Source organism: Flavobacterium kochi (assembly GCF_048286715.1).
In the GTDB taxonomy this organism is placed as follows: domain Bacteria; phylum Bacteroidota; class Bacteroidia; order Flavobacteriales; family Flavobacteriaceae; genus Flavobacterium.
Genome location: NZ_JBLVPW010000001.1, coordinates 501,022 through 523,087 on the forward strand (window position 1 = coordinate 501,022; position 22,066 = coordinate 523,087).

The following is a 22,066-nucleotide window of genomic DNA, read 5'->3' on the forward strand; positions in this document are numbered from 1 at the left end:
TTTTAAAATTCTCTGATTTTTTTATTTTTATATTACCAAGCACCCTCCTTTTTCTGAACTTTAAGCACCTTAATAACATCACTTTTTAAAATGCTTTTTGTGATGTTAAAATAATCATCTATCAATTTATTCATTTTTAGTGAACCTATAGGAATGAAATCCAAATAATAAAATGATTTGTGAGAAGTCAACAGCTCAATTTTAAACTTATGATTATAACTAAAATTTATCTCTTCAATTTTTTTTAAAATTAGGTCACAATCTGTCCTGTATTTGTTTATCTTAATTATATAGCGTGTATGTATCATGACATCCGCAAATGGTAATATATCATCACAAAACAAATAACTAGATGTTTTTTTAATTTTTGATTTTGAAAAGTTATTTATAAAAGCTTGATGTAATTTTTCTAGATTATACTCACTCAACTGTTTTACATTATCATTGTTTTGGTTCTCAATTCTAAGAAAGGTGTTTTTTTCTAAAGCTAAAGGACGCCTATCTTCATCTATAGGTTTAACTTTTTCATCTTCAGTTTTAATATCTTTTATGTAATTATTTACAAAATCAATTAACTCAGTCCTCTCTTTTTCATCTTCAGTTTGATAACCAATATCAATAGAATTTATATCAGAATACTGTGTAATATTTTGTGAAGTAACAATTCCATATTTATCATTAATGTAAACTTTAGCATGTAAATCTCTAATCAATATGGGATATATATCAAGTGCTTTCAAAGGAGATAGATCATCATTTGTATTTTGTCTAGCTATAAAAGATATTTTGACTCCTTTATTTACAGCTTTTGCTAAACACTTCTTCATTTTTTCCCAGTCATTTATTTTAACATAAGGTGAGACTAGTATTAGTTCTTTATCAGCCTCTGTAATCAGAGTCATTATTTTGGATGCTATTTCCAAAGGTGGTATAAATTTCATATTTAACTTTTTCTATTTCCTTTTCACTCAACTCTTATAACTCATAAACCATTTTGTCAATTGTTTTATCTGTAGCATCCATTGTAGATTTTAACCTTAATGCTTTAATCTTCTATAAAATAATCTTTCTACTCTTCTTCTTGTGGCAAGGATAACTTAACTATCTTTTTACCTAATTCTTTTATAAATTCTGGTAAGATAATTTACACTAATCTTGTCTTTTTTAGATAGATCTTCCAATTCATACTTGGTTTCAATTTCTTCTCAAACTTTACGATTCATAGAATGACTTTTCTAATCATTCTATTTGTCATCAATAGCTTCTTTATTTTGCAATTGTAAGTATTTTGATAAAACATACATTTGAAGTAAAGGCATAAAACTTAAATGCTAATTGTTTAAAAGTAATAAAAAAAAACCTACATATTTTTTTAATTTTTTTTTAGATTAAAATTATCTTCGCTTAAATCACCCTGACAACACTCCCCCCTCTAACTAGCCCCAACTCAATACCCCCACCCATCATTAGCATAGCAAAAAATTATTCCGTAGATAAAGATACAAGTTGATAGCTGTGTTTAAGCTACAGGTTTATGAATTTGAATGTAAAATGTTTAACTCAAGAAAATTAAGAAAATGGTAAGAATTATTAATTACAAGAAAAGAGAAACAGAGGATGGAAAAGAATTCTTTGTACTCGAACTTCAAGGTGGAATTGAAATGGTTAAATCCAAAGAAACAGGCAAATTCTATGTTACAGCTAGAAAGGCATCTATCTCCTCAACCTTTGATGAAATAACTTGTCAAGCTTTAATTGGAACTGAATTACCTGGAAAGGTGAAGAAAGTAGAGTGTGAAGCTTACGAGTACGTAATCAAAGATACTGGAGAGGTAATTACCTTAACCCATAGATTTGAATATGTAGAAGAAGAAAAAGCAACTACTCCTAAAGTAGAGAAAAGCAAAACAACTGTTGATGAATTTATGAGCAATATTCCTAGTGGAAATTCATTCTCAAGTAATGGTCAGTTGCAACATTAATTTCATTTAAAATATCCTCTATTCGTGTAAACCTGGATGGTTAAAATGTATAGAGGATATTTAATTTATTTTCAAATTTTCTAAATACCCCTAAATTATGACAACAACCAGCTCAATAAATGAATTAGCTGAGATACAGGTTTACTACTCTACACACAATACACAAAAGGAGAAGATTAATTCTGTGCAAACAGCTTACGAGTTATTATTAAATTCTTGGAATCTAGGTACACTGGAATTACAGGAAGAGTTCAAAGTTATTTTACTCAATAGAGCTAATGAAGCTTTAGGTATTTATTCTTTGTCCAAAGGAGGAATTACTGGAACTGTAGTAGATGTAAGATTACTTTTTGCAGTAGCTTTGAAATGCAATGCTTGTGGAATAATTATTTCCCATAATCATCCATCTGGTAACGCAAAACCTAGTGATGCTGATATTAGCTTAACAAAGAAAATCAAAAAATGTTCTGATTTACTTGACATAACTTTAATAGACCACTTAATAATCACAAAGAATGTTTTTTATAGCTTTTCAAGTGAAGGAATGTTAACGTGAAAGTATAAACCAGTAAAGCTGCGCCTTGTAGTAATTAAATTTCGAAGATTTACTTTTTCACAGATTACTATTAATAGCGTTTTCCTAAATTTCCCTTGAATATTTTACAGATGGTTCTCTAAGTTATTAATTAAAATAAAGTAATTTAGTTTTTTATATTTCTCAATTTTAACGTAGAACAATATGGCTAATCTTCAGGATTATTTTGCAAACTTGAGAATTGAAAAGTTTGATAGTTTTAAATTTCACAATAACTTATCTAGCTTTAATATAGACCAAAACGCTATTGTTTTCTTTGACTTAGAGAATAATCTGCAGATTAATAAATACATTAAAAATCAATATTCAGACTTAAATAAAAAATTTGCTGAAGGTGGTAAAAATTTCATCTATTTATCAAATTTAGGTTATCCCAAAGACATAAGAGGTCTTCTAAAATTCTATTTACCTTATCTATCTCCAAGTGATTTAAAAAAATTCTATTCTGAAGAACATATAGTTTCCAAGTTAATGAATGAAATGACTAAATTATTTGATGAAAAATTAAGTGGTTCAGTTTTTAAATCTGGATACCAAAGCATATTAGATTATATTGGATACAAGGGAAATATTAAATCGGGGTTCATATTTTTTGACAATTTAGATTTCTATAATTATGATCCTAATTACAATACTTCAATACTTGAATGTAATGATTTACTACTAAAAGACAGCCCAGATGCCTTCTTTGAAAACTTAATTCTATTCTTTAAGAATGAAAAGAATAGAATTGAGGAATATGATTGCATGATTGGCAATACTCAAGAATATTATGCTTATGACAACCTTGATGAAGATGCCAAAGAAAAAGTACTAGAAATACAAAGCCAATTAAGAGAATTGAGAGACAGTGGACAATTACTACTTGCTTTACCTATTCTTAAAGATATTCTGAATAGCGAAGCTAATAGGATTAACCTGAATAGTGTAAGTAAAGTACTCATCATGAGTAATTATAGAATTGTACTCCCTTATTTTGATAATTTGGAAATACAGTTAAGTCACCTGACAAAGGCAGTTTACATTTTGTTCTATAATAATCCACAAGGTATAAATATCAAGGAACTTTACAAATACAAAAAGGAATTGTTAGATTTATATTCCAATATTTCATATCAAATTGATTATGACAAAATACAGCAAAGTATTGAAGACCTTGTTAATCCTGAAAGCAAAGCCATCTATACTCATATTTCAAGAATAAAGGCAGCATTTTATAAACAAATGTATTACGTCTATGCAAAAAACTATATTGTATCAGGAAAAAACTTTGGGGATGATTTTAAATATATTCCAATAATAAGAACCAATGTAATTTATGACCCTGAATTTGATGATTAAGACTTGCAAATTTGCAACACTTAAATGTTAATGCAATATGATTTTACATTTGCTTTATGTTTAACCAATATAGTAAAATGAAAAAATCATTAATAAGGTTGTCTCAAAATTTGAAAAGCTCTATAATATCAACACCTAATGCTTTACAAACAATATCTAAAGTTGAAAGTGTGGCGTTTGCACCACCTGACTCTAATCTGGACATATTACTTTTTTCAAAGTTACATCTCGCAGCCAAGTCTTGTTGAGATAAATTTTTCTCAATCCTGATTTCTTGAATGCGTTTACCAACTCTTTTTTGTAATAAATCTCCCAATTGTTGATTATCTTATATGATAAGCAAAATTTGTCTATTTTTGGCTTTAGTTGGTTATCGTATATGATAATTACACACTTATAAAGCTAAGGCAAATAATTAAAAATTCACATTTAAAGCGAATGATTCACTTTATTAAATAATAACATATGAGCACTTTTGAAAAAGCATTTGGAAGAAGCAGAAAAACAAATTATAAAAATTTAAAACCAAAAAAAGGATTATTTGGACTGTTTAAGAGCGGCATAAAGGAATATACAAAATATTATGTTTCAGCGCAACAATATTACTCAAGTGGTAATTACAGTAAATCTTTAGAATTAATAAATAAAACAATAGAAGATTGCGACTTTGACGATTGGAGACAAAGAGCTTTTAAAGCAAATGTATTGGAAGATTTGAAAATTTATCAATCAGCTATTAGAGAATATGAAATAGCAATCGACATATGTAATAATGATATAAATACATACGCATTATATCACCAAATTGGTTTTTGCTATTTAAGTTTAGGAGATAACAATAAAGCTATTTCTTTTTATACTTATGCAATAGATTTAAAAAAATCACACCCAAATACTGAATTTAACCCGGATGAAGAAGGTATGGATTTAGGAGTTATGCTTGGTGTTAAATTCAATAGAATGTATAATAACCGTGCTAATGCCTTCAAAAACGTTAACAAACTTAATGAAGCATTTGAAGACTGTAAAACTTCATTAAGCTTTGATAAAAACTATTCAAACCCATACTTAATGATGTCTCAAATTTTCAGTAAGGCAGGTAAAGAACCTGAAGCTATTAAATATCTAAAAATATCAGCAGAGTTAGGAAATAAAAATGCCATTAATATGTTAAGCCAAATTATATGAGGTAAAAACATTTACTCACAGGAATTATGGATATATTTTATGCAACTAATTGAAAATAAGCTAACATACAACAATTATATAAATGCGATTAAAAGAAGAATCATTCACAGGCATAGACAATCATTTTGATGATTTTAATTTTTTTTATAAAAAATATCACGAAAATGGTTTGCTTAAATCTGAGCAAAAATTTGGGCATTTCTCGGAATTTGAATACACTGAAGACGGGAAAATACTAGTTGAAAAAATATCACAAGATAATGGTGGCGGGGATGATTTTTTTAAACGTGAATATAAATATGAAGGGTTAACAACACGTATTTTTCATTATAAAACGGGATATTCTGATTTAAGAGATCAATTTGTACCTGATGAAACATACTCACATCTGTCAAGACTTCGTGAGGTTCGTGATGGCCCCTTACCTATTTATCCTTTAAATGAATTATTAAACATTGAAGAACTTATTTATAATGAAAGTAAAGAAATAATTATAAGAAAGAAAACGAATCTAAAAAAGAATTCCTTTTCAGAAGAAAAAAGAAGCTTTGATGATTTAGGTAATTTGATTAATCGTGTTTATATAGAAAACAATATAATACAGAGTAATTCCACATACAATTATAAGAATGGTGTACTAGAATCATTTTTAATTGATAATGCAATTTCATATTTAAAATATAATGATGATAGAAGGATTATTGAAATTGATTGTTTTGAAAAAGTTGATGAAGTAGAAGTTTTTTATTCTAAAACAGTTTTGAAATACTTACAGAATAGACTTATTAGTGTGAATTTTAATGCTTCAAATGAAGAAGGTTTAAGGCTTAATGATGAACTTGGATTTTTTGGATGGGAAAGTTTATTTGAAGAAGAAAGTGAATCGGCATTAAAGTTAAATTGTCTACTAAATCCCTACTACGATTATTGTCAAGAAAATTATGAAGTCAAATTTATATATGGTTTAAACAATGGAATAAAACAATCCACTGTTATAAATACTCAAAAAAATTGGAAAACAGAATTAGATTCCAGTGGTGTTGAAGACATAATATATTATGATGTTGAAATTGAAGAAACAAGATTTTTTATTTATAAATACAAGGAGGGCATAAAAAAAGCTAATAACTCTGAAAATATAATTAATATAAATCCGGTTGAATATATTGATGGATTTACCATTAAAGACAATCAGATTGAACACATGTTTACTCACAAGTTTGAATATTATGAATAAAACAAAGAGCTATGACCCTAACCGCAACCCTAATCCAATTACTCCCTTTCCAGTCAGGAGAATCTAAAAATGGTACTTGGCGAAAGCAAGACGTCATTGTCGAAACTGATAGTCAATACCCCAAAAAAATATGCGTGAGCATTTGGGGAGATAAAATAAATGAAAGTCAATTGCAAGTTGGTAATTCTCTTATCATATCCTGTGAATTGGAAAGTCGTGAATTCAATAGCAAATGGTATACTGATGTAAAAGCATTGAAAATAGAAATAGCAGAGACTAAAGTGCCAATTGCTGAAAATAGTTTTTTTATAGACAACCTAGATTCTATTCCAGAAGAGGATGAAGACTTACCTTTTTAAGTAAACTACTATAATTATTTCCTTTTAAATATAAAATCAAAAATGGACGAATACACTAAGTATATAATTCTAATGCACTTGCATTGGATAAAAATTGGTTTAACTAAAAAAGACATACAAAAAATTCATTTTGAGGTTACCGATGATTACATGTTTGAAAATGTAACGATGAAAAGAATGCAAAATAAAACGGAAGGTTTACTTACGTACAAAAATGTTATACAGGCTTCTGATTTTGAAAAAATAACATGTCTGTATTTAAATTATTCCGAGCATATTCTCGATTTGGCTTTCTTAAAATATTGTGTAAACCTTGAAGAAATTAATATAAGAAATCAAAAATTAAAAAATCTAGATGTATTAAAAAATCTAGAAAACATCAAGCTTATTGATGCTAGAGACAATGAAATTGAAAACATAGATATTCTTTATTCTTTCAAAAATTTAGAAGAACTAGATCTTGAACGTAATCCGATTAGATCTTTAAAGGCTATTACCCATCTTGAAAAATTGAGAAAAGTAAATATTGATATAATTAGCAATGAGAATGAGGTTATTGAAATACTCAAGAATAATAAAATTTGTTCCGTTAATTATATCATTAAAGGCAATGATATAGATTTTGAAAATTTTGTTTTTCCTAAATACCATATTATACTTTCAAAAAAAGAGAATACTATTTCAATCGATTTGGAAGCTACAACTGATGAATATAAAATAGGTACAAAAATAAATTTCCCAAAAGAACTGGGAACTCAACCAGATTTCAAGGATAGATATATCACTAAAATAAAGCACGTAGCAATAGAAAGATTAGTGGAAATTATAGGAAACACAATTCAAATAAATGATAAACAAATGTTTTATGATATGGATTATTATTGGTTTCAGTACAAACATGATTTGGTTTGATGAATAACTGAGATATTGAAAAAACTGAAATTCTATTATGTATCAGATTATGGAGGGTAAGAATCTTGTTCTCTTAATAAAAGTGAAAAGTAAAATTAAAAAGAAATTCACCAACTGCAAAATAAATTAAACTTATTTAGGATAGTCCTTGTACTGATGTGTTTATTTTATCAAAATGAGGAAAACCATAAAGAAACAATTCAGAAAAAAATTACTTTGAGCAAAATTAATAATTCATAACCAAATAATACGAACCCCAAAATGAAATTAAAAATTATAACAATACTGATACTTTTTACTACAATTATCTCTTGTAGTAAAGATGAAGATGCTTGCAAATGTAATGAATACCTAAAATCTTCTAACGGTACTTTAACTCTGTATGGTGGAGTAAGTATGGCACTTTGTGATGGCACTCTTCCAAATCCTTCACCACAATTAACTGTTTATAAAAAAGAATGTAAATAAACCCAATTTAAATAAAATGAAAATAGCTAAATTTTTCTTGTTTGCCATAATGGCAATTACAATTTTATCCTGTTCAAATGAAGGTGTTAATCCTGCTGTTTCTGAAAATATTTTAGGAAAATGGAAAACCTCAAAAGTTACAAATTCAAATGGCGAAAATTTACAACTACAATCATGTGGATATAAGAATACATCTACTTTTTCAAATGATGGAATTGTAGCAGTTTTTGACAATTGTGTAAACAAAACAATTTCTAGCAAGTATACATTAAACGGAAATATCCTTACTATTACAACAGTTGATAAAACTGATAACACTACTCTTACGGAAAAATTTACTGTTTTAGAAATTAACGATACAACTCTAAGAATTCAAATTACATGGGATAGTGATTATGGGAATTATCCTCAAAATGAAAGGGACATAATTGAGTTTATAAAGGATGGAAGTAATAGTATTAATAAAAATATTATTAATACTACGGTATCTTCAATAACTAGTACAACTGCAAAATACCAGTTTTCTATAATTTCAGATGATAATTTAACTGCAAGAGGTGTGTGCTGGAGCACATCACAAACCCCCGTAAGCACAGGAAATCATACCTCTAATTTATCAGGATTGTTACTAACGGGTAATATAACAGGTCTTACGCCAAACACCAAATATTATTTACGTGCATACAATACAAAAACTAGTGGTACAGAGTATGGAGACCAAATAAGCTTTACAACAAATCCAATTTTTTTAAAAGGAAATGGGCTAACAGACATTTGTGGTAATTCATATTCCACAATAGTTTTAAATGGAAAAGAATGGGTGCAGAAAAACTTAGATGTATGTAAGTATAGAAATGGTGACCCGATTCCTCAAGTGCAAGATATGACTCAATGGAATAAACTTACCACTGGAGCTTGGTGCTATTATGAGAATAAGACAGAAAATGGCATAGTTTATAGCAAACTATACAATGGATATGCTGTTAATGACCCTAGGGGGTTAGCACCTGATGGATGGCATATTTCTTCAGCTTCAGACTTAGACAGTTTAATAACATACTTAGGAGGATTGAATCTTGTAGCTGGGAAAATGAAGGAAAAAGGCACAACGCATTGGGCAAGCCCAAATACAGGAGCTACAAATGAAAGTGGATTTACGGGGCTTCCAGGAGGTGTAGTAGCATTATCTGGGGCTTATCCAAACATAGTAACTGTATACTCCGGGATTGGTTATTCAGGTGGATGGTGGAACACTTCAGAGAAAGGCTCATACTACGGATATTGGCTTACGAATAATAGTAGTACACTTAGTAGCGGTAGTGCAGACCCAAATTCTGCACTTTCAATTCGCTGTGTCAAGGACTAGGGTTTTATTAGGATCATAATATTTTTTTTCAATAAAAAAAACACCAATTTATTTGACCACCTCATAAGGGTGGTTTTATTATTTAATACAGCACCAATGAAAAGAAAACTACAAAAAGAGTTAAAATTTAAAATAGGAGAGCAGTATGGAAAATACGAATTTGAGTTAGATTGGGTAACAACTGTATTGGATAAAAATTTGAGATATGAAGTTTACCAGTATATCGGTAAAGATAAAATCAGTATTTTTGATTGTGAAATTAATAAAATCCTATTAGCTTACAATTGTGATTTTCTTGCGGGTGTTTTCTATTTTATTAAAGGAGATTGTTATTTAAAATTTCTTGCTGAAATAGAATCTTTAAATACCAGCAGCAAGATAATATATGTGGTAGAAATTAATGAAAATATCTCAACGTTGTTTTTCACAAAGAAAAAGAATAAAATGATCCATCTAATAGATGGTATAATCAAACTGGGTCGAATATAGGTCAAATAACTCTCCGAAAATAGATGAAAAAGAAAGATTTTAAATGAAAAAGGATGAAATAAAAATCACTTCTATATATTTGGTTAAATGCTGTTTATGAAATAAAATGATGCTGTTTGCAACAAAAAAGTAAACCTTTATCTCCTTCTGTTAATCAGAGGGTCCTTGGTTCGAGCCCAAGAGAGGGAGCTTTTTAAAAAGACTTTACAGCAATGTAAGGTCTTTTTTGTTTTAAGCCTATAGCAAATCAATACTTCACGATGTTCTATTAAAAAATGGAAATTTTCATTTGACAACTTTCATTGTTTGTTTGATAAAAAAAGGTGCCCATTGCGGTACCCTCCTAAAATCTCAAGGTTCCTATTTTAAATTCCGAATTGCACTTCACAATGTTCCATATTGGTCAGTACACAGGCAATTGATGCCTCTTATTCCGGTTCTGAATTTTCTGTTTCAAATAAATTTGAAATAACTGCAAAAGGCTTATCAACTAAGTCGTTTGACAAAGAGATTTTAGTGAAAGCATTCCCAAATCCTACAAATGATATTGTCACTGTAACAATACCAAACGAATTCATTTTGGAAAAAATCGAAATGTTTAATAGTGTAGGTCAATTTGTTGCTCAGTATACTAAAAGTACAATATCACTCCAAAACCTGGTTAATGGCAACTATCTTTTGAAAATATATACTTTTGGAGGCAATGCAACGAAAAAGATAATTAAATTGTAGTTTGCCAAAAAAGCAGACTTTCAATTATTAATATTAAAAAAAACTGTAAATTTTGATATATTTAAAAAAAAGTGCAGACCCTATATTTTGAAAATTTAAAAGACAAGCGATTGCGGAATAGAGACAATTCTCTTCTCAATCGCTTGTTCGCTAATAGTAATTTTAATCCGTCTTATTCCAAAATAGAATTGGCAAATCTCAATTTGCAGGAAATGCTTGCATTATCATAAAATAGTTCACTTATTTAGTGAACATTAATGATTAATTATTGTACATTTGTACCACGAAAAACCAAAATATGGTAGTCGAATTTGAAAAAGAGCATTTAGCCGAACTCTACACTGAAGGAAAATCTAAAAATAAAAAATACAGATTTCAGCCCACAGTGATAAAACAATATAAGCGGGCCATAGACAAATTAAAAACTGCTAATCGTGTTGAAGACTTGTTTCCTTTTATCAGCTTAAATTATGAAAAATTAAGTGGCACCAAAAAGGGTCTTGAATCAATCCGAGTTAATGACCAGTACCGCATTGAATTTAGAACATCCGTAGAAGGTTAAGAACCCAACACTATTACCATCTGTTCCATAATCGAATTAAGCAATCACTACAAGTAAAAACTATTATGAAAACTATACTCCAACCTATTCCATTTGAAGCCACGCATCCAGGAGAAGTATTGAAAGACGAATTGGATGCTCGAAAAATCATCCAAAAAGATTTTGCCGTTGAGATTGGTATGCACAAAACAATGCTTAACGAAATCATCAAAGGAAAAAGACCCGTTACGGCTGATTTAGCCATCCTACTGGAAAGAACATTAGGCATTTCAGCAGAGTATTGGTTACGTTTTCAATCGCAATACGAGCTGGATTTGGCTAGGATAAAAGAAAAAAATATTCAAAAAGTAGTAAATATTGATATCTGGAAAATTATAAAAGAATATGTACCTGTAAATTATTTTAGAAAATTAGGCTACTTAGTTGATGAATTAACTACCGATATTGCCAAAATAAAAGAAGTGTACAACATTAATAATGTAGATGATTTAGTAGGCTTATCGGCAAAACAGAAATTTTCTCTTTTCAGAAAATCAGACAAATTAAAAATCAGCGAAAAAAATGTTTTGGCATGGAATGTTGTTGCTAAATATGAAGCTAAAAAACAACAGGTTAATGCATTTGATCCTGAAAAACTACCCAATTTAATTCAGGAGCTTCAGACTATTTTTTTTCAAAATAAAGATGCAGTGAACCAAGTCGCAACTAAACTAAATCAATATGGAATTAAATTCATCTTAGTTCCAAAACTAGAACAAACACCTATTGATGGTTATACCTTTTGGTCAGGCGATAATCCTACCATAGCATTAACGTTAAGACACAACAGAATTGACAATTTTGCTTTTACTATTATGCACGAAATCGGACATATCGATTTGCATTTAAAAGGAGATAAAGAGCTAGAATTTTTTGATTTATCCTCAAAAATTTCGCACTTGGAATACATTGAAAAAGAAGCAGATGAGTATGCTAAAGATCATTTAATACCTCCGTCAATTTGGTCAATAATTAACAACCAATCTGATTTCTCTGACGCTAAAATTTTTAAATTTTCTAAAGAAAACAAGATTAATCCAGCTATAATTCGTGGAAGAATAAGTCATGAAAACAAACAATATGCTATTACTACTGGTATCGATAAAAAATTGTGGTAGTAAATTAAGTAGACAATTAGAACCCAATTGCAGATCAACCATTGTCTTCATTTTTGATGAGTTCCCTAGTTTGTGGTTTGGAGAGACACAAGGTATAGAAAATGAAACAAAATTTCCTGCCCAACTATTTTAAAAATCAGAGATAAAATAAAGGTGCTATTTTACCTTTTTTCATTTTTTAAATTTCGATATTTACATATTAAAATAAAGTAATTGATGATACGTAGAAGATTTATTGGTTCCGCAGCTTTATTTGGAGTTGCAGGTATTATGGGCTTTGCAATGCGTCCAAAGAAAAAACCCTTGTTGCACCACGTTTTTTTTTGGTTAAAGAACCCCCAATCGGAGGCTCACAAACAGCAATTGATTTCCGGTTTAAAAACCTTAGCGGGCATTCCGACTATTCGTCAAATTCATGTGGGAGTTTTAGCTTCCACCGAGAAGCGTGAGGTAGTAGACACCTCTTGGGATGTTTCAGAGCTTTTGTATTTTGATAATGAAGCGGGTCAAAAAATATATCAGGATCATCCAATTCATCAGGCTTTTGTAAAGAACCATTCTCATTTATGGAAAAAGGTAGTTGTTTTTGATTCTCAAGACGTATAACGTTGAAGAGGGTCGGTCGCTCCCAATCCAGTAAAATTATAGGTTTCAAGATTTATTTCTTGAAACCTTTCCTATGCGCAAAATTTTAGCAAAGTTTTAGCTTTACTTCCTCTTAACTTAAAGGAAGTTTTTTGTTTTTTATTAAAAAAACAATTTACTATATCGTCCTTTTTTAAATGTTAGACTTAGACAATATAGTAAATTATTAATAAAACTACTATCTCTTATTTCAACTCTAATATAAGAGCCTCATAAGGTCTAAGTGTTCCTCTTTTTGATACAGTGGCATAATTGTTAATCAACACTTTTGCGTTTTTTAAGTTAATTCCTGTAGTTGCGATAGCTTCTTTTGAAGAAAAATTCAATAAAACCAATACCTTTTTACCATCCAATTCTCTGATATAAGCATACACATTCGGATTGTCTTTGTCTAGAAGAGTATATTTCCCGTAAACTAAAACGGGATTTGATTTACGAAGTTTGGTCATTTTTCTAAAGTAATTCAATACCGAATTTGGATCTTTCTCTTGGGCTTCTGCATTCAAAGTAGTATGATTGTCATTTACTTTCAACCAAGGTTCTGCTGTTGAAAAACCTCCATTTTTAGAACTATTCCATTGAAAAGGAGTTCTTCCATTGTCTCTGGCTCCTCCAGTTTTTTGATCTTCTATAAATTGTTTCAAATCACCACCCGCAATTTTTACTTTTTCATATTCTGCAATCGTTTCGATGTCACGGTAGTCTTCAATTTTGTTAAATTTTGCATTCACCATTCCTATTTCATCTCCATTGTAATAATACGGTGTTCCCTTCATCGAAAGTAAAAAAGTGGTTAACATTTTTGATGAAAAGGCTCTAAATTCTGGTGCGTCATTTCCCCAACGAGAAGTCATTCTAGGTTGATCGTGGTTCCCTAAATAAATGGTCCCCCATCCTTTTTGATCGTAAACCGCATCCCAATCAGAATAGATTTTTTTGAAATCAATTAAACTCCAATTTGGATTCATTTTTTTGAAATAACCAGGAATGTATCCTAAATTGGTGCCTTCGAAATGATATCCCATATCGAGTTCTTTTCTATCGGCATCTACAAAATCATGAGCTGATTTCAGCGTCATTCCAGCACCTTCTGCCAATGCCATTACATCATATTTACTCAAAACCTCTCGATTCATTTCTTTCAAATAATCATGTATATGGGGTCCACTTGCCATGTATACGTCCCAGCGACCTAGATAGTCTTTATCTAAATCGGCTTGCGTAATTACCGGAAAATTAGTGTCTTTTGAGATAAACGGAATTACGTCCATTCGAAATCCATCAATCCCTTTTTGGAACCACCAATTCATCATGCTATAAATTTCCTGACGCAATTTTGGGTTTTCCCAATTCAAATCGGGCTGCTTGTAGCTGAAATAATGCAAATAATAAGAATCTGTTTGTTTATCGTATCTCCAACCACTTCCGTCAGCCTCAAAAGCGCCTGGGCGGAAAGCTGGCTTTCCTTTTTCGGCTGGCCACCAATGGTAATAATCTCTATAAGGATTGTCTCTTGATTTTCTGCTTTCCTGAAACCATTTATGCTGATCCGAACTGTGATTGACAACTAAATCCATTACTAATTTCAACCCTCTTTGATGCATTCCTTTCAATAATGCATCAAAATCTTCCATGGTTCCAAATTCTTTCATAATAGATTGATAATCAGAAATATCATATCCATTATCTGCATTTGGTGAACCGTAAATTGGATTCAACCAAACCACATCTATTCCTAAACTTTTGATATAATCTAATTTTTGAATAATACCTTTCAAATCTCCTACTCCATCTTCATCAGTGTCCTTGAAACTTCTTGGATAAATTTGATATACAACGGCTTCTTTCCACCACTTACGGTCAAGTGTCGTTTTTTTATCTTGCGCTACAGATGTGTTTGTTACTAATAATCCAAAGCAAAACAATGCAAAGGTCATCCCCCTTGATAAGGCTACTTTCATTTTAATTTTTTTTAGTTAATGGTTTTTTAAACGAAATCGATTTATTAACAAGTTTGAGTATTGCCTTATATTTCGATATCGTAAAAGTAGATTCTTTCCCTGCTTAAAATTTTACCGGTAAAAAAAAAGTAAATTATATTTTTTACAATTAGCTACAAATGAATTATTTACGATTAATTTTTTATCAAAAAAAGTGGCAGATTTATAAAATAAAAATGTAATAAAGAATGCTTTTCGGCAACTAATAATGCCGCGAAGAGACTAATTTTTACCTGATGATCCAATCAATAGGACTTTAGATTCAAATTCTTCCCTAGGTCCTAAAGATTTGTTTTTTATTTGTGACCTATAATTGTAAATCGTCGATACCGAATATCTTAAAAATTCTGCAATTTTTGTACTGTCTTTGATTCCCAAGCGAATTAATGCAAAAATTCTTAACTCTGTGTTTAAAAGTTCGCTTTGTTTCAAATGAAACAACTCTTGGTTTACTAACAATTTCGAAAACTCATCAATAAAATTGGGAAATAACTGTAAAAAGGTCTGGTCAAAATTGGTGTAAAATTCTTTTAATTCCTGCTCCATATCTATATTTGACTTCACCGCTTTTACGATTTCATTCATTTTTCCTGCCGTAGCCATTACATTCAATTTTCGCCTGTATTCCTCCAATTTAGCAATGTAATCAGAACATTGATCCATGTAGCGGCCAATATAGATTTCCTTCAATAAACTCGCTTCTGCAAGTGTTGCATTAGTTTGATTTAGCCTTTCATTGATTTCATTTAACTCTTTGTTCAAAACAGATAGTCTCGTATTAGCTAAACTTATTTCTTTTTGGGCATTCGCTAATTTTTTCATTTGTTTAAAAAGTAGTATCAAAACGACTAATAAAAACAAGGATAAGATACTGGCGCATATTAAAAAAACGATTAACTGCATTCTATTGGCTTCATTTTTATTCTGATATGCCTCATTGATAATGGGCAACATTTTTGATATTTCGTAGGTTCTCAATTTTGCATTACAAAAAAGAGCGTCTTCTAACGATCTTTTGGTGTATGCATAGGCCCGGTCTATATCGCCTTGTTTGTATAGGATGAAAGCCAATTTACGTAAAGAAATATTTTCTTTTTTTACCAATTGCAAATCGGATATTGCAGAGGTGACCAACCACTTTTCTTCCTGTTCTTTGTCTTTTTTCAATCGATACCCTTCCGAAATAACATAGGCGATAACGGCTCTGTCTGGATCTTGTTTTGCTGTTTTTGAAAAGAATGCATTCAACAATTGTATTGCTTGATCCGGATGTCCATGCTCCAATAATTGATCCGATTTGGCAATGCCAAATTGTATAGATTTTGGTGGAAAATACAGCATTGCAGAATCTCTGTATTTTTTCGTCAAGGAACCATATTCCTTTTTTTCCTGACTGGAAGTAGCATAATCGTTCAAATAACCGTAGATAATTCTATTTGTCCAATAATAGGTTCTCTTTAGATTTGGTGTCAAATTAATGTTTATTGTTTCCAATATATCAAGGGATTCCTTATACATTCCTAAAGTTCCCATTATGGACGCAACATTTAATTTTGCCTCATTTACTTTGTCCGGATTTTTTAATTTTAGGGACATTAATAAACTCTTTCTAGCGTAAATTAATGCCGAATCTGACTGGTATGTCTTATATTGAACATACAATTTACCATAAATATCGAATTTTTGAAGGTCTGTAGCAGTATAGTGCAAAAGCCCTTTGAGTTTATTTATATCTGTCTCTTTTCGATATAAATACAACCCATATTCATTGACAGTAGTATCTAATTCTTTTAATAATGAATCATTTTTACTTTGACCAAAAAGAAAAATAGGCGATATCAATGCGATAAGTAATGCTAAAAATTTATTCATTTTGGTTGATTAGAATTACGTAAAAATAGCTAAAAATCTATTTTAACGGGTTACAAATTACAAATCAGCTGAATACGGAATTATTGTTTTCCATTTTAAATAGTTCAATATATTTTCAGGTATAGATTTTGAAAGACTTCTTCTGGTTATGACTTTTATAATAATAGATTTTTGTTTGTTTTTTAAATTATTTAAGAATAGTACTTTTATTTTATACAAAGTATTCTTAAAACCCTTACTTTTAGTTAGTTCTAAACTTTTTTGAAAAATTTTTTTATTTCATTGTGTTGATACGACACATTATTTATTATATTTGAAATCGTTTTCGTGGATTGGATGAAAACAAGCCGCACTGTTGAGGCCGCTTTTATCCCTCAAAATAAGATAACCATAGTAAACAAACATAATTAAGCTATTTACATATCAAATACAACAACCAAAATATGAAAAAAGGAATAGTATTACCTGCGTTAATTTTACTTATCGGAACGCAAACTTATGCTCAAAAAAAATGGGCTGAAACTCCCAAAGGCTCTTATACTACTGTTCAAAACAAAGGAGGACAAACATTAGGATATTCATCGAAATCGGGAGTTAAAATCATAGAGGTAAATGGTTTCGCTTTTAAAGACCTGAACAAAAATGGATCTTTGGATCGCTATGAAGATTGGAGAAAGCCGGTGGCGGAACGGGCCAGAGATCTTGCCTCTAAAATGACAGTAGAGCAAATCGCTGGATTAATGTTATACAGCAGACATCAATCTGTCCCGGCACAAGAAGCCGGAATGTTTACAGGAACTTATAATGAAAAACCTTTTTCTAAAAGTGGTGCAAAGTCTTCGGATTTATCCGATCAGCAAATTGCATTCTTAACCAAAGATAATTTACGACATGTGCTAATGACTTCGGTTCAAAGTCCAATAGTCGCTGCAGAATGGAACAACAATATACAGGCATTAGTGGAAGGTATTGGAATGGGCATTCCATCTAACAACAGTTCTGATCCAAGAAATGGAGCCAATAAAGATTCCGAATACAATGCAGGATCAGGTGGTTCCATATCACAATGGCCCGAAGAATTGGGATTGGCTGCCACTTTTGACCCCTCTATTACGGAAAAATTTGGGTCCATTGCTGCTAAAGAATACAGGGCCCTAGGAATTACCACAGCCTTATCACCACAGATTGATTTAGCGACAGAACCAAGATGGAATCGTTTTGTGGGTACTTTTGGGGAAGACCCAAAATTAGCAACGGATATGGCAAGAGCCTATGTAGATGGATTTCAAACATCCCCAAAATCAATTGATGCTTATGAAGGATGGGGGAGCCAAAGTGTCAATGCAATGGTAAAACATTGGCCAGGCGGAGGTCCCGAAGAAGGAGGTCGCGACGGTCATTTTGCCTATGGAAAATTTGCAGTCTATCCAGGTAATAACTTTGAAACTCATTTAAAAACCTTTTTAGAAGGGGCATTTAAATTGAATGGCAAAACTAAAAAAGCATCGGCGGTTATGCCTTATTATACCATCTCCTATAATCAGGATAAAAAATACGGTGAAAATGTTGGAAATGGATTTAGTAAATATATCGTTACTGATTTATTAAGAAATAAGTATGGTTATGACGGTGTGGTGTGTACGGACTGGCTGATTACAGCAAACGAAGGAGCGACGCCTGATGTCTTTGCAGGTAAGTCATGGGGTGTTGAGAAATTAAGTATTGCCGAAAGACATTACAAGGTTATGATGGCTGGGGTAGACCAGTTTGGTGGAAATAATGATATTAAACCTGTGCTTGAAGCTTACCAAATGGGTATTAAAGAACATGGCGAAACTTTTATGCGTAACCGTTTTGAACAGTCAGCGGTTCGTTTACTTCTGAATATTTTTAGAGTGGGACTATTTGAAAATTCTTATTTAGATCCTAATGAGACAAAAGCAATTGTGGGTAAACCTGAATTTATGAAAGCAGGCTATGATACACAATTAAAGTCTATCGTGATGATTAAAAATCAAAATAGCACCTTGCCGATACAAAAAGGAAAGACCGTTTATATCCCGAAAAGAGTTACTCCTGCGAGCATCAACTTTTTTGGTCAACCGGTTCCTGAAAAAATTGAATACCCTATTAATTTAGAATTGATTAAAAAATATTATACAGTCACGGATAACCCTAATAAAGCTGATTTTGCTATCATATTTATCAAAAGTCCAATAAGTGGCGGATACAGTAAAGCGGATAGAGAATCCGGTGGAAATGGATATGTTCCTATCAATTTACAATTAAAAGACTATACTGCTGTGGATGCCCGAGCCAAAAGCATAGCTGCAGGAGATCCCGTTGTTGATCCAACGATTACAAACAGATCGTATTTGAACAAAACATCTAAATCAAATTCCTACCCCGATTTAAATACGATTCTTGATACTAAAAAAGCGATGAACGGGAAGCCGGTACTTGTATCTGTAAACATTACTAACCCAATGGTTTTTGGTGAATTTGAAAAAGAAGTTGATGCAATAGTGGGTGAATTTGGTGTACAAGTAGAAGCTTTAATGGATATTGTTTCTGGAAAAACAGAGCCTTCCGGGTTGTTGCCTTTACAAATGCCATTAAACATGTCCACGGTTGAAAAACAAATGGAAGATGTTCCTCACGACATGACTCCTTATACAGATAGTAACGGTAATGTGTATGATTTTGGTTTCGGATTAAACTGGAAAGGGGTAATCAAAGATAAAAGAACTGAAAAATACATCGTTACGAAATAATGAGATATACTAATTGTAATTAAACCGCCTGCAATAATCTGTGGGTGGTTTTTTTATGTCCAGTCCCTAATTTTTTAGCCAATTCGAATTACTATTCTTTTTCAAAATAATTTTTTCATAATAGACTAATTCGAATTCATCCTACTAATTTTAACCAGAAATAAACGAAAAAAACAACCGTTTTGACAAGACGCCATTTTATTTTTTCAATTTTGTTAAAAAACAAAGATAATTAACAATTAAACAAGAATAATTTTGAACTAAAAAAGACAATTTAGTCACTATATCTTTATATCTTTCGCCCTCTGAATTATTAATTAATTTAAATTAAATATTTTTGTGATTGAATGTGCAATCGATTACGCAAATACAAAGAGTTTCGAATAAATATACAATTGGTTGCTGCCTTTTATTTTTATTACCTTTTTATTCTTTTTCGGATGTTTTACAGGAAAGTTCAGGATAATATTATAAAAGTAGTTTAATGGCAATGTAGAAATCGCAACTGGAAAAGAGAGAAAGTAAACAATTTTGATTCATTTACTCTAGGATTGCATAGCCTTATTTATGTAATGATTAAAGTAGCCAGTGGAAAATTATTTCAAAAGCAGTACAGTTAATCAAGACGATTTTATTTCATCGCAATGTGGAATATCGCTATAAGAAGTTTAAAATTTTAAACCTAAGAAAAAAACATGTTTTCATTACAGAATAAAAAAGCAGTGGTTACTGGCGGAGGAAGCGGCATAGGAAAGGCAATTTCAGCATTATTTGCAAAGCAGGGAGCTGAAGTACATATCATTGAATTAACTGATGAAAGTGCTCAGGCAGCTATCGAGGAAATACGTGCAGCAGGTGGAAAAGTGTTTTCACATGCTTGTAATGTGGCCAATCAGCAAGAAGTATTGGCAACATTTGAGAAAATTGGCAACATTAATATTCTTGTCAATAATGCAGGAATAGCACATGTGGGTAAAGTGGAAACTACTCCAGAAGCCGACTTTGACCGTATTATGAGTGTCAATGTAAAAGGAGTTTACAATTGTTTGCATGCAGCAATCCCACAATTGCGACAATCAGATGGCGGAGTTATTGTGAACATGGCTTCTATTGCGGCTTGGGTAGGCATTCCAGATCGTTTTGCTTATTCAACTGCTAAAGGAGCTGTAATGGCTATGACTTTATCGGTTGCCAAAGATTATATGTCCGAAAATATTCGTTGTAACTCCATTTCTCCTGCAAGAGTACATACACCGTTTGTGGATGGATTCATTTCCAAAAATTATCCAGGAAAGGAAGCCGAAATGTTTGATAAATTATCTAAGTCACAACCTATTGGTCGTATGGGAAAACCAGATGAAGTAGCGGCTTTGGCGTTATACTTATCTAGTGACGAAGCTGGCTTTATTACCGGTTGTGATTATCCAATTGATGGAGGATTTATTAAATTAAATAACTAGGTCTCTCTCTTCCTATTGATACAATTATTAAAAAAATTATACTAAAAAATAGATAAAAATGAAGCTAATACGTTTTGGAGAAACTGGTAAAGAAAAACCAGGTATTTTAATTGGAGAAAAAAGATTTGATGTATCCTCAATTGTTGGGGATTATAATGAAACATTTTTTGAAGGAAATGGACTAGAAACATTAAAAGCAGCTTTAGAAAACAATCCCCTTTTGCCTGAAGTTGATGCTTCTGTACGTTTGGGTTCGCCGGTGGCAAGACCTTCGAAAATAATATGCATTGGATTAAACTATGTTGACCACTGTAAAGAAACTAATGCACCAATACCGGCAGAACCAATTATCTTTTTTAAATCGACTACTGCCTTGTGTGGGCCTAATGACAATTTAATAATTCCTAAGAACAGTGATAAAACAGATTGGGAAATTGAATTGGTCTTTATTGTAGGAAAAAAAGCAAGTTACGTTGAAGAAGCAGACGCGATGGATTATGTGGCAGGTTACTGTTTACATAACGATTATAGCGAAAGAGCGTTTCAATTGGAACGCGGCGGACAATGGACCAAAGGAAAAGGATGCGATACATTTGCACCACTTGGCCCCTTTATGGCAACAAAAGATGAAATCGCTGATGTAGATAATCTGTCAATGTGGTTGACAGTAAATGGGAAAAAATTCCAAAATAGCAATACCTCAAATTTAGTTTTCAAAATTCCTTTCTTGGTTCATTACCTCAGCCAGTTTATGACATTGCTTCCAGGTGATGTTATCAGTACAGGAACGCCTCCTGGCGTTGGTTTAGGAATCAAACCACAGCCAATTTATCTTAAAGCCGGAGATGTGGTTGAATTAGGAATGGAAGGTCTAGGTACAAGCAAACAAGTCGCAGTCGCATACAGTAAATAATAATAAAGAAAAAT

General features: G+C 31.3%; 21 protein-coding genes. 17 read left to right on the plus strand and 4 right to left on the minus strand.

Features of this window, described 5'->3' with window-relative positions; translation table 11 throughout:
- Positions 1-32: 32 nt before the first annotated feature.
- The gene (locus tag ACNQGH_RS02095) at positions 33-941 is read right to left on the minus strand and encodes a phospholipase D-like domain-containing protein (protein ID WP_417954316.1); all 909 of its coding nucleotides are present in this window, start codon (positions 939-941) and stop codon (positions 33-35) included.
- A gap of 636 nt (positions 942-1,577) precedes the next feature.
- Here ACNQGH_RS02095 and ACNQGH_RS02100 point away from each other — a divergent pair.
- The 3 genes from ACNQGH_RS02100 (at position 1,578) to ACNQGH_RS02110 (ending at position 3,918) form a co-directional block, all read left to right on the plus strand.
- Positions 1,578-1,982, plus strand: coding sequence for a hypothetical protein (locus tag ACNQGH_RS02100; RefSeq protein WP_417954317.1), 405 nt, complete (start codon positions 1,578-1,580; stop codon positions 1,980-1,982).
- A 97-nt stretch (positions 1,983-2,079) separates the two neighbouring features.
- On the plus strand, positions 2,080-2,538 hold the full coding sequence (locus ACNQGH_RS02105; protein ID WP_417954318.1) for a JAB domain-containing protein: 459 nt from the start codon (positions 2,080-2,082) through the stop codon (positions 2,536-2,538).
- Positions 2,539-2,721: 183 nt separating this feature from the next.
- Positions 2,722-3,918: a hypothetical protein gene (locus ACNQGH_RS02110; protein WP_417954319.1), complete on the plus strand. Its 1,197-nt coding sequence runs from the start codon at positions 2,722-2,724 to the stop codon at positions 3,916-3,918.
- A 103-nt stretch (positions 3,919-4,021) separates the two neighbouring features.
- Here ACNQGH_RS02110 and ACNQGH_RS02115 read toward each other — a convergent pair whose 3' ends face one another.
- Complete coding sequence (locus ACNQGH_RS02115) at positions 4,022-4,234, minus strand: helix-turn-helix domain-containing protein (protein WP_417954320.1); 213 nt, start codon at positions 4,232-4,234, stop codon at positions 4,022-4,024.
- A gap of 149 nt (positions 4,235-4,383) precedes the next feature.
- Between ACNQGH_RS02115 and ACNQGH_RS02120 the strand changes: the two genes are divergently transcribed.
- From ACNQGH_RS02120 to ACNQGH_RS02170, 11 genes are all read left to right on the plus strand, one after another.
- Entirely contained in the window at positions 4,384-5,106 is a 723-nt protein-coding gene (locus ACNQGH_RS02120) for a tetratricopeptide repeat protein (RefSeq protein ID WP_417954321.1), read from the plus strand.
- Positions 5,107-5,188: 82 nt separating this feature from the next.
- Positions 5,189-6,343, plus strand: coding sequence for a hypothetical protein (locus ACNQGH_RS02125; protein ID WP_417954322.1), 1,155 nt, complete (start codon positions 5,189-5,191; stop codon positions 6,341-6,343).
- Between the two features lie 11 nt (positions 6,344-6,354).
- Positions 6,355-6,702 (plus strand): DUF3127 domain-containing protein, encoded by a 348-nt coding sequence (locus ACNQGH_RS02130; RefSeq protein WP_417954323.1) that lies wholly within the window; start codon positions 6,355-6,357, stop codon positions 6,700-6,702.
- A gap of 42 nt (positions 6,703-6,744) precedes the next feature.
- The gene (locus ACNQGH_RS02135) at positions 6,745-7,614 is read left to right on the plus strand and encodes a leucine-rich repeat domain-containing protein (RefSeq protein WP_417954324.1); all 870 of its coding nucleotides are present in this window, start codon (positions 6,745-6,747) and stop codon (positions 7,612-7,614) included.
- Between the two features lie 261 nt (positions 7,615-7,875).
- Positions 7,876-8,082 carry a hypothetical protein gene (locus tag ACNQGH_RS02140; protein WP_417954325.1) on the plus strand — a complete coding sequence of 69 codons (207 nt, stop codon included), beginning with the start codon at positions 7,876-7,878 and terminating at the stop codon, positions 8,080-8,082.
- Positions 8,083-8,098: 16 nt separating this feature from the next.
- Positions 8,099-9,448 carry an FISUMP domain-containing protein gene (locus tag ACNQGH_RS02145; RefSeq protein WP_417954326.1) on the plus strand — a complete coding sequence of 450 codons (1,350 nt, stop codon included), beginning with the start codon at positions 8,099-8,101 and terminating at the stop codon, positions 9,446-9,448.
- Between the two features lie 96 nt (positions 9,449-9,544).
- Positions 9,545-9,937 carry a hypothetical protein gene (locus ACNQGH_RS02150; RefSeq protein WP_417954327.1) on the plus strand — a complete coding sequence of 131 codons (393 nt, stop codon included), beginning with the start codon at positions 9,545-9,547 and terminating at the stop codon, positions 9,935-9,937.
- 399 nt (positions 9,938-10,336) lie between these two features.
- A complete protein-coding gene (locus ACNQGH_RS02155) occupies positions 10,337-10,669 on the plus strand; it encodes a T9SS type A sorting domain-containing protein (protein WP_417954328.1) in 333 nt (110 codons plus the stop codon).
- 298 nt (positions 10,670-10,967) lie between these two features.
- Positions 10,968-11,231, plus strand: coding sequence for a type II toxin-antitoxin system RelE/ParE family toxin (locus ACNQGH_RS02160; protein WP_417954329.1), 264 nt, complete (start codon positions 10,968-10,970; stop codon positions 11,229-11,231).
- A 65-nt stretch (positions 11,232-11,296) separates the two neighbouring features.
- Positions 11,297-12,388, plus strand: coding sequence for a HigA family addiction module antitoxin (locus ACNQGH_RS02165; protein ID WP_417954330.1), 1,092 nt, complete (start codon positions 11,297-11,299; stop codon positions 12,386-12,388).
- Between the two features lie 216 nt (positions 12,389-12,604).
- Positions 12,605-12,994, plus strand: coding sequence for a Dabb family protein (locus ACNQGH_RS02170; RefSeq protein WP_417954331.1), 390 nt, complete (start codon positions 12,605-12,607; stop codon positions 12,992-12,994).
- Positions 12,995-13,218: 224 nt separating this feature from the next.
- Here ACNQGH_RS02170 and ACNQGH_RS02175 read toward each other — a convergent pair whose 3' ends face one another.
- Together ACNQGH_RS02175 and ACNQGH_RS02180 are read right to left on the minus strand one after the other, a co-directional pair.
- Positions 13,219-14,994: a glycoside hydrolase family 13 protein gene (locus ACNQGH_RS02175; RefSeq protein WP_417954332.1), complete on the minus strand. Its 1,776-nt coding sequence runs from the start codon at positions 14,992-14,994 to the stop codon at positions 13,219-13,221.
- A 261-nt stretch (positions 14,995-15,255) separates the two neighbouring features.
- Positions 15,256-16,905 carry a DUF6377 domain-containing protein gene (locus tag ACNQGH_RS02180; RefSeq protein ID WP_417954333.1) on the minus strand — a complete coding sequence of 550 codons (1,650 nt, stop codon included), beginning with the start codon at positions 16,903-16,905 and terminating at the stop codon, positions 15,256-15,258.
- Between the two features lie 443 nt (positions 16,906-17,348).
- Here ACNQGH_RS02180 and ACNQGH_RS02185 point away from each other — a divergent pair, with 443 nt between their 5' ends.
- From ACNQGH_RS02185 to ACNQGH_RS02195, 3 genes are all read left to right on the plus strand, one after another.
- Entirely contained in the window at positions 17,349-19,679 is a 2,331-nt protein-coding gene (locus ACNQGH_RS02185; protein ID WP_417954334.1) for a glycoside hydrolase family 3 protein, read from the plus strand.
- 695 nt (positions 19,680-20,374) lie between these two features.
- Complete coding sequence (locus ACNQGH_RS02190) at positions 20,375-21,139, plus strand: SDR family NAD(P)-dependent oxidoreductase (protein WP_417954335.1); 765 nt, start codon at positions 20,375-20,377, stop codon at positions 21,137-21,139.
- 58 nt (positions 21,140-21,197) lie between these two features.
- A complete protein-coding gene (locus ACNQGH_RS02195) occupies positions 21,198-22,052 on the plus strand; it encodes a fumarylacetoacetate hydrolase family protein (RefSeq protein ID WP_417954336.1) in 855 nt (284 codons plus the stop codon).
- The last annotated feature ends 14 nt before the right edge of the window (positions 22,053-22,066 follow it).

Excerpts from the sequence above, each read along its gene's own strand:
- ACNQGH_RS02170 (WP_417954331.1), top strand. The coding sequence starts at position 12,605 with ATGATACGTAGAAGATTTATTGGTTCCGCAGCTTTATTTGGAGTTGCA.
- ACNQGH_RS02175 (WP_417954332.1), bottom strand. The coding sequence starts at position 14,994 with ATGAAAGTAGCCTTATCAAGGGGGATGACCTTTGCATTGTTTTGCTTT.
- ACNQGH_RS02140 (WP_417954325.1), top strand. The coding sequence starts at position 7,876 with ATGAAATTAAAAATTATAACAATACTGATACTTTTTACTACAATTATC.
- ACNQGH_RS02165 (WP_417954330.1), top strand. The coding sequence starts at position 11,297 with ATGAAAACTATACTCCAACCTATTCCATTTGAAGCCACGCATCCAGGA.
- ACNQGH_RS02110 (WP_417954319.1), top strand. The coding sequence starts at position 2,722 with ATGGCTAATCTTCAGGATTATTTTGCAAACTTGAGAATTGAAAAGTTT.
- ACNQGH_RS02100 (WP_417954317.1), top strand. The coding sequence starts at position 1,578 with ATGGTAAGAATTATTAATTACAAGAAAAGAGAAACAGAGGATGGAAAA.
- ACNQGH_RS02150 (WP_417954327.1), top strand. The coding sequence starts at position 9,545 with ATGAAAAGAAAACTACAAAAAGAGTTAAAATTTAAAATAGGAGAGCAG.
- ACNQGH_RS02195 (WP_417954336.1), top strand. The coding sequence starts at position 21,198 with ATGAAGCTAATACGTTTTGGAGAAACTGGTAAAGAAAAACCAGGTATT.
- ACNQGH_RS02135 (WP_417954324.1), top strand. The coding sequence starts at position 6,745 with ATGGACGAATACACTAAGTATATAATTCTAATGCACTTGCATTGGATA.
- ACNQGH_RS02130 (WP_417954323.1), top strand. The coding sequence starts at position 6,355 with ATGACCCTAACCGCAACCCTAATCCAATTACTCCCTTTCCAGTCAGGA.
- ACNQGH_RS02190 (WP_417954335.1), top strand. The coding sequence starts at position 20,375 with ATGTTTTCATTACAGAATAAAAAAGCAGTGGTTACTGGCGGAGGAAGC.
- ACNQGH_RS02105 (WP_417954318.1), top strand. The coding sequence starts at position 2,080 with ATGACAACAACCAGCTCAATAAATGAATTAGCTGAGATACAGGTTTAC.
- ACNQGH_RS02095 (WP_417954316.1), bottom strand. The coding sequence starts at position 941 with ATGAAATTTATACCACCTTTGGAAATAGCATCCAAAATAATGACTCTG.
- ACNQGH_RS02125 (WP_417954322.1), top strand. The coding sequence starts at position 5,189 with ATGCGATTAAAAGAAGAATCATTCACAGGCATAGACAATCATTTTGAT.
- ACNQGH_RS02185 (WP_417954334.1), top strand. The coding sequence starts at position 17,349 with ATGAAAAAAGGAATAGTATTACCTGCGTTAATTTTACTTATCGGAACG.
- ACNQGH_RS02180 (WP_417954333.1), bottom strand. The coding sequence starts at position 16,905 with ATGAATAAATTTTTAGCATTACTTATCGCATTGATATCGCCTATTTTT.
- ACNQGH_RS02145 (WP_417954326.1), top strand. The coding sequence starts at position 8,099 with ATGAAAATAGCTAAATTTTTCTTGTTTGCCATAATGGCAATTACAATT.
- ACNQGH_RS02160 (WP_417954329.1), top strand. The coding sequence starts at position 10,968 with ATGGTAGTCGAATTTGAAAAAGAGCATTTAGCCGAACTCTACACTGAA.
- ACNQGH_RS02120 (WP_417954321.1), top strand. The coding sequence starts at position 4,384 with ATGAGCACTTTTGAAAAAGCATTTGGAAGAAGCAGAAAAACAAATTAT.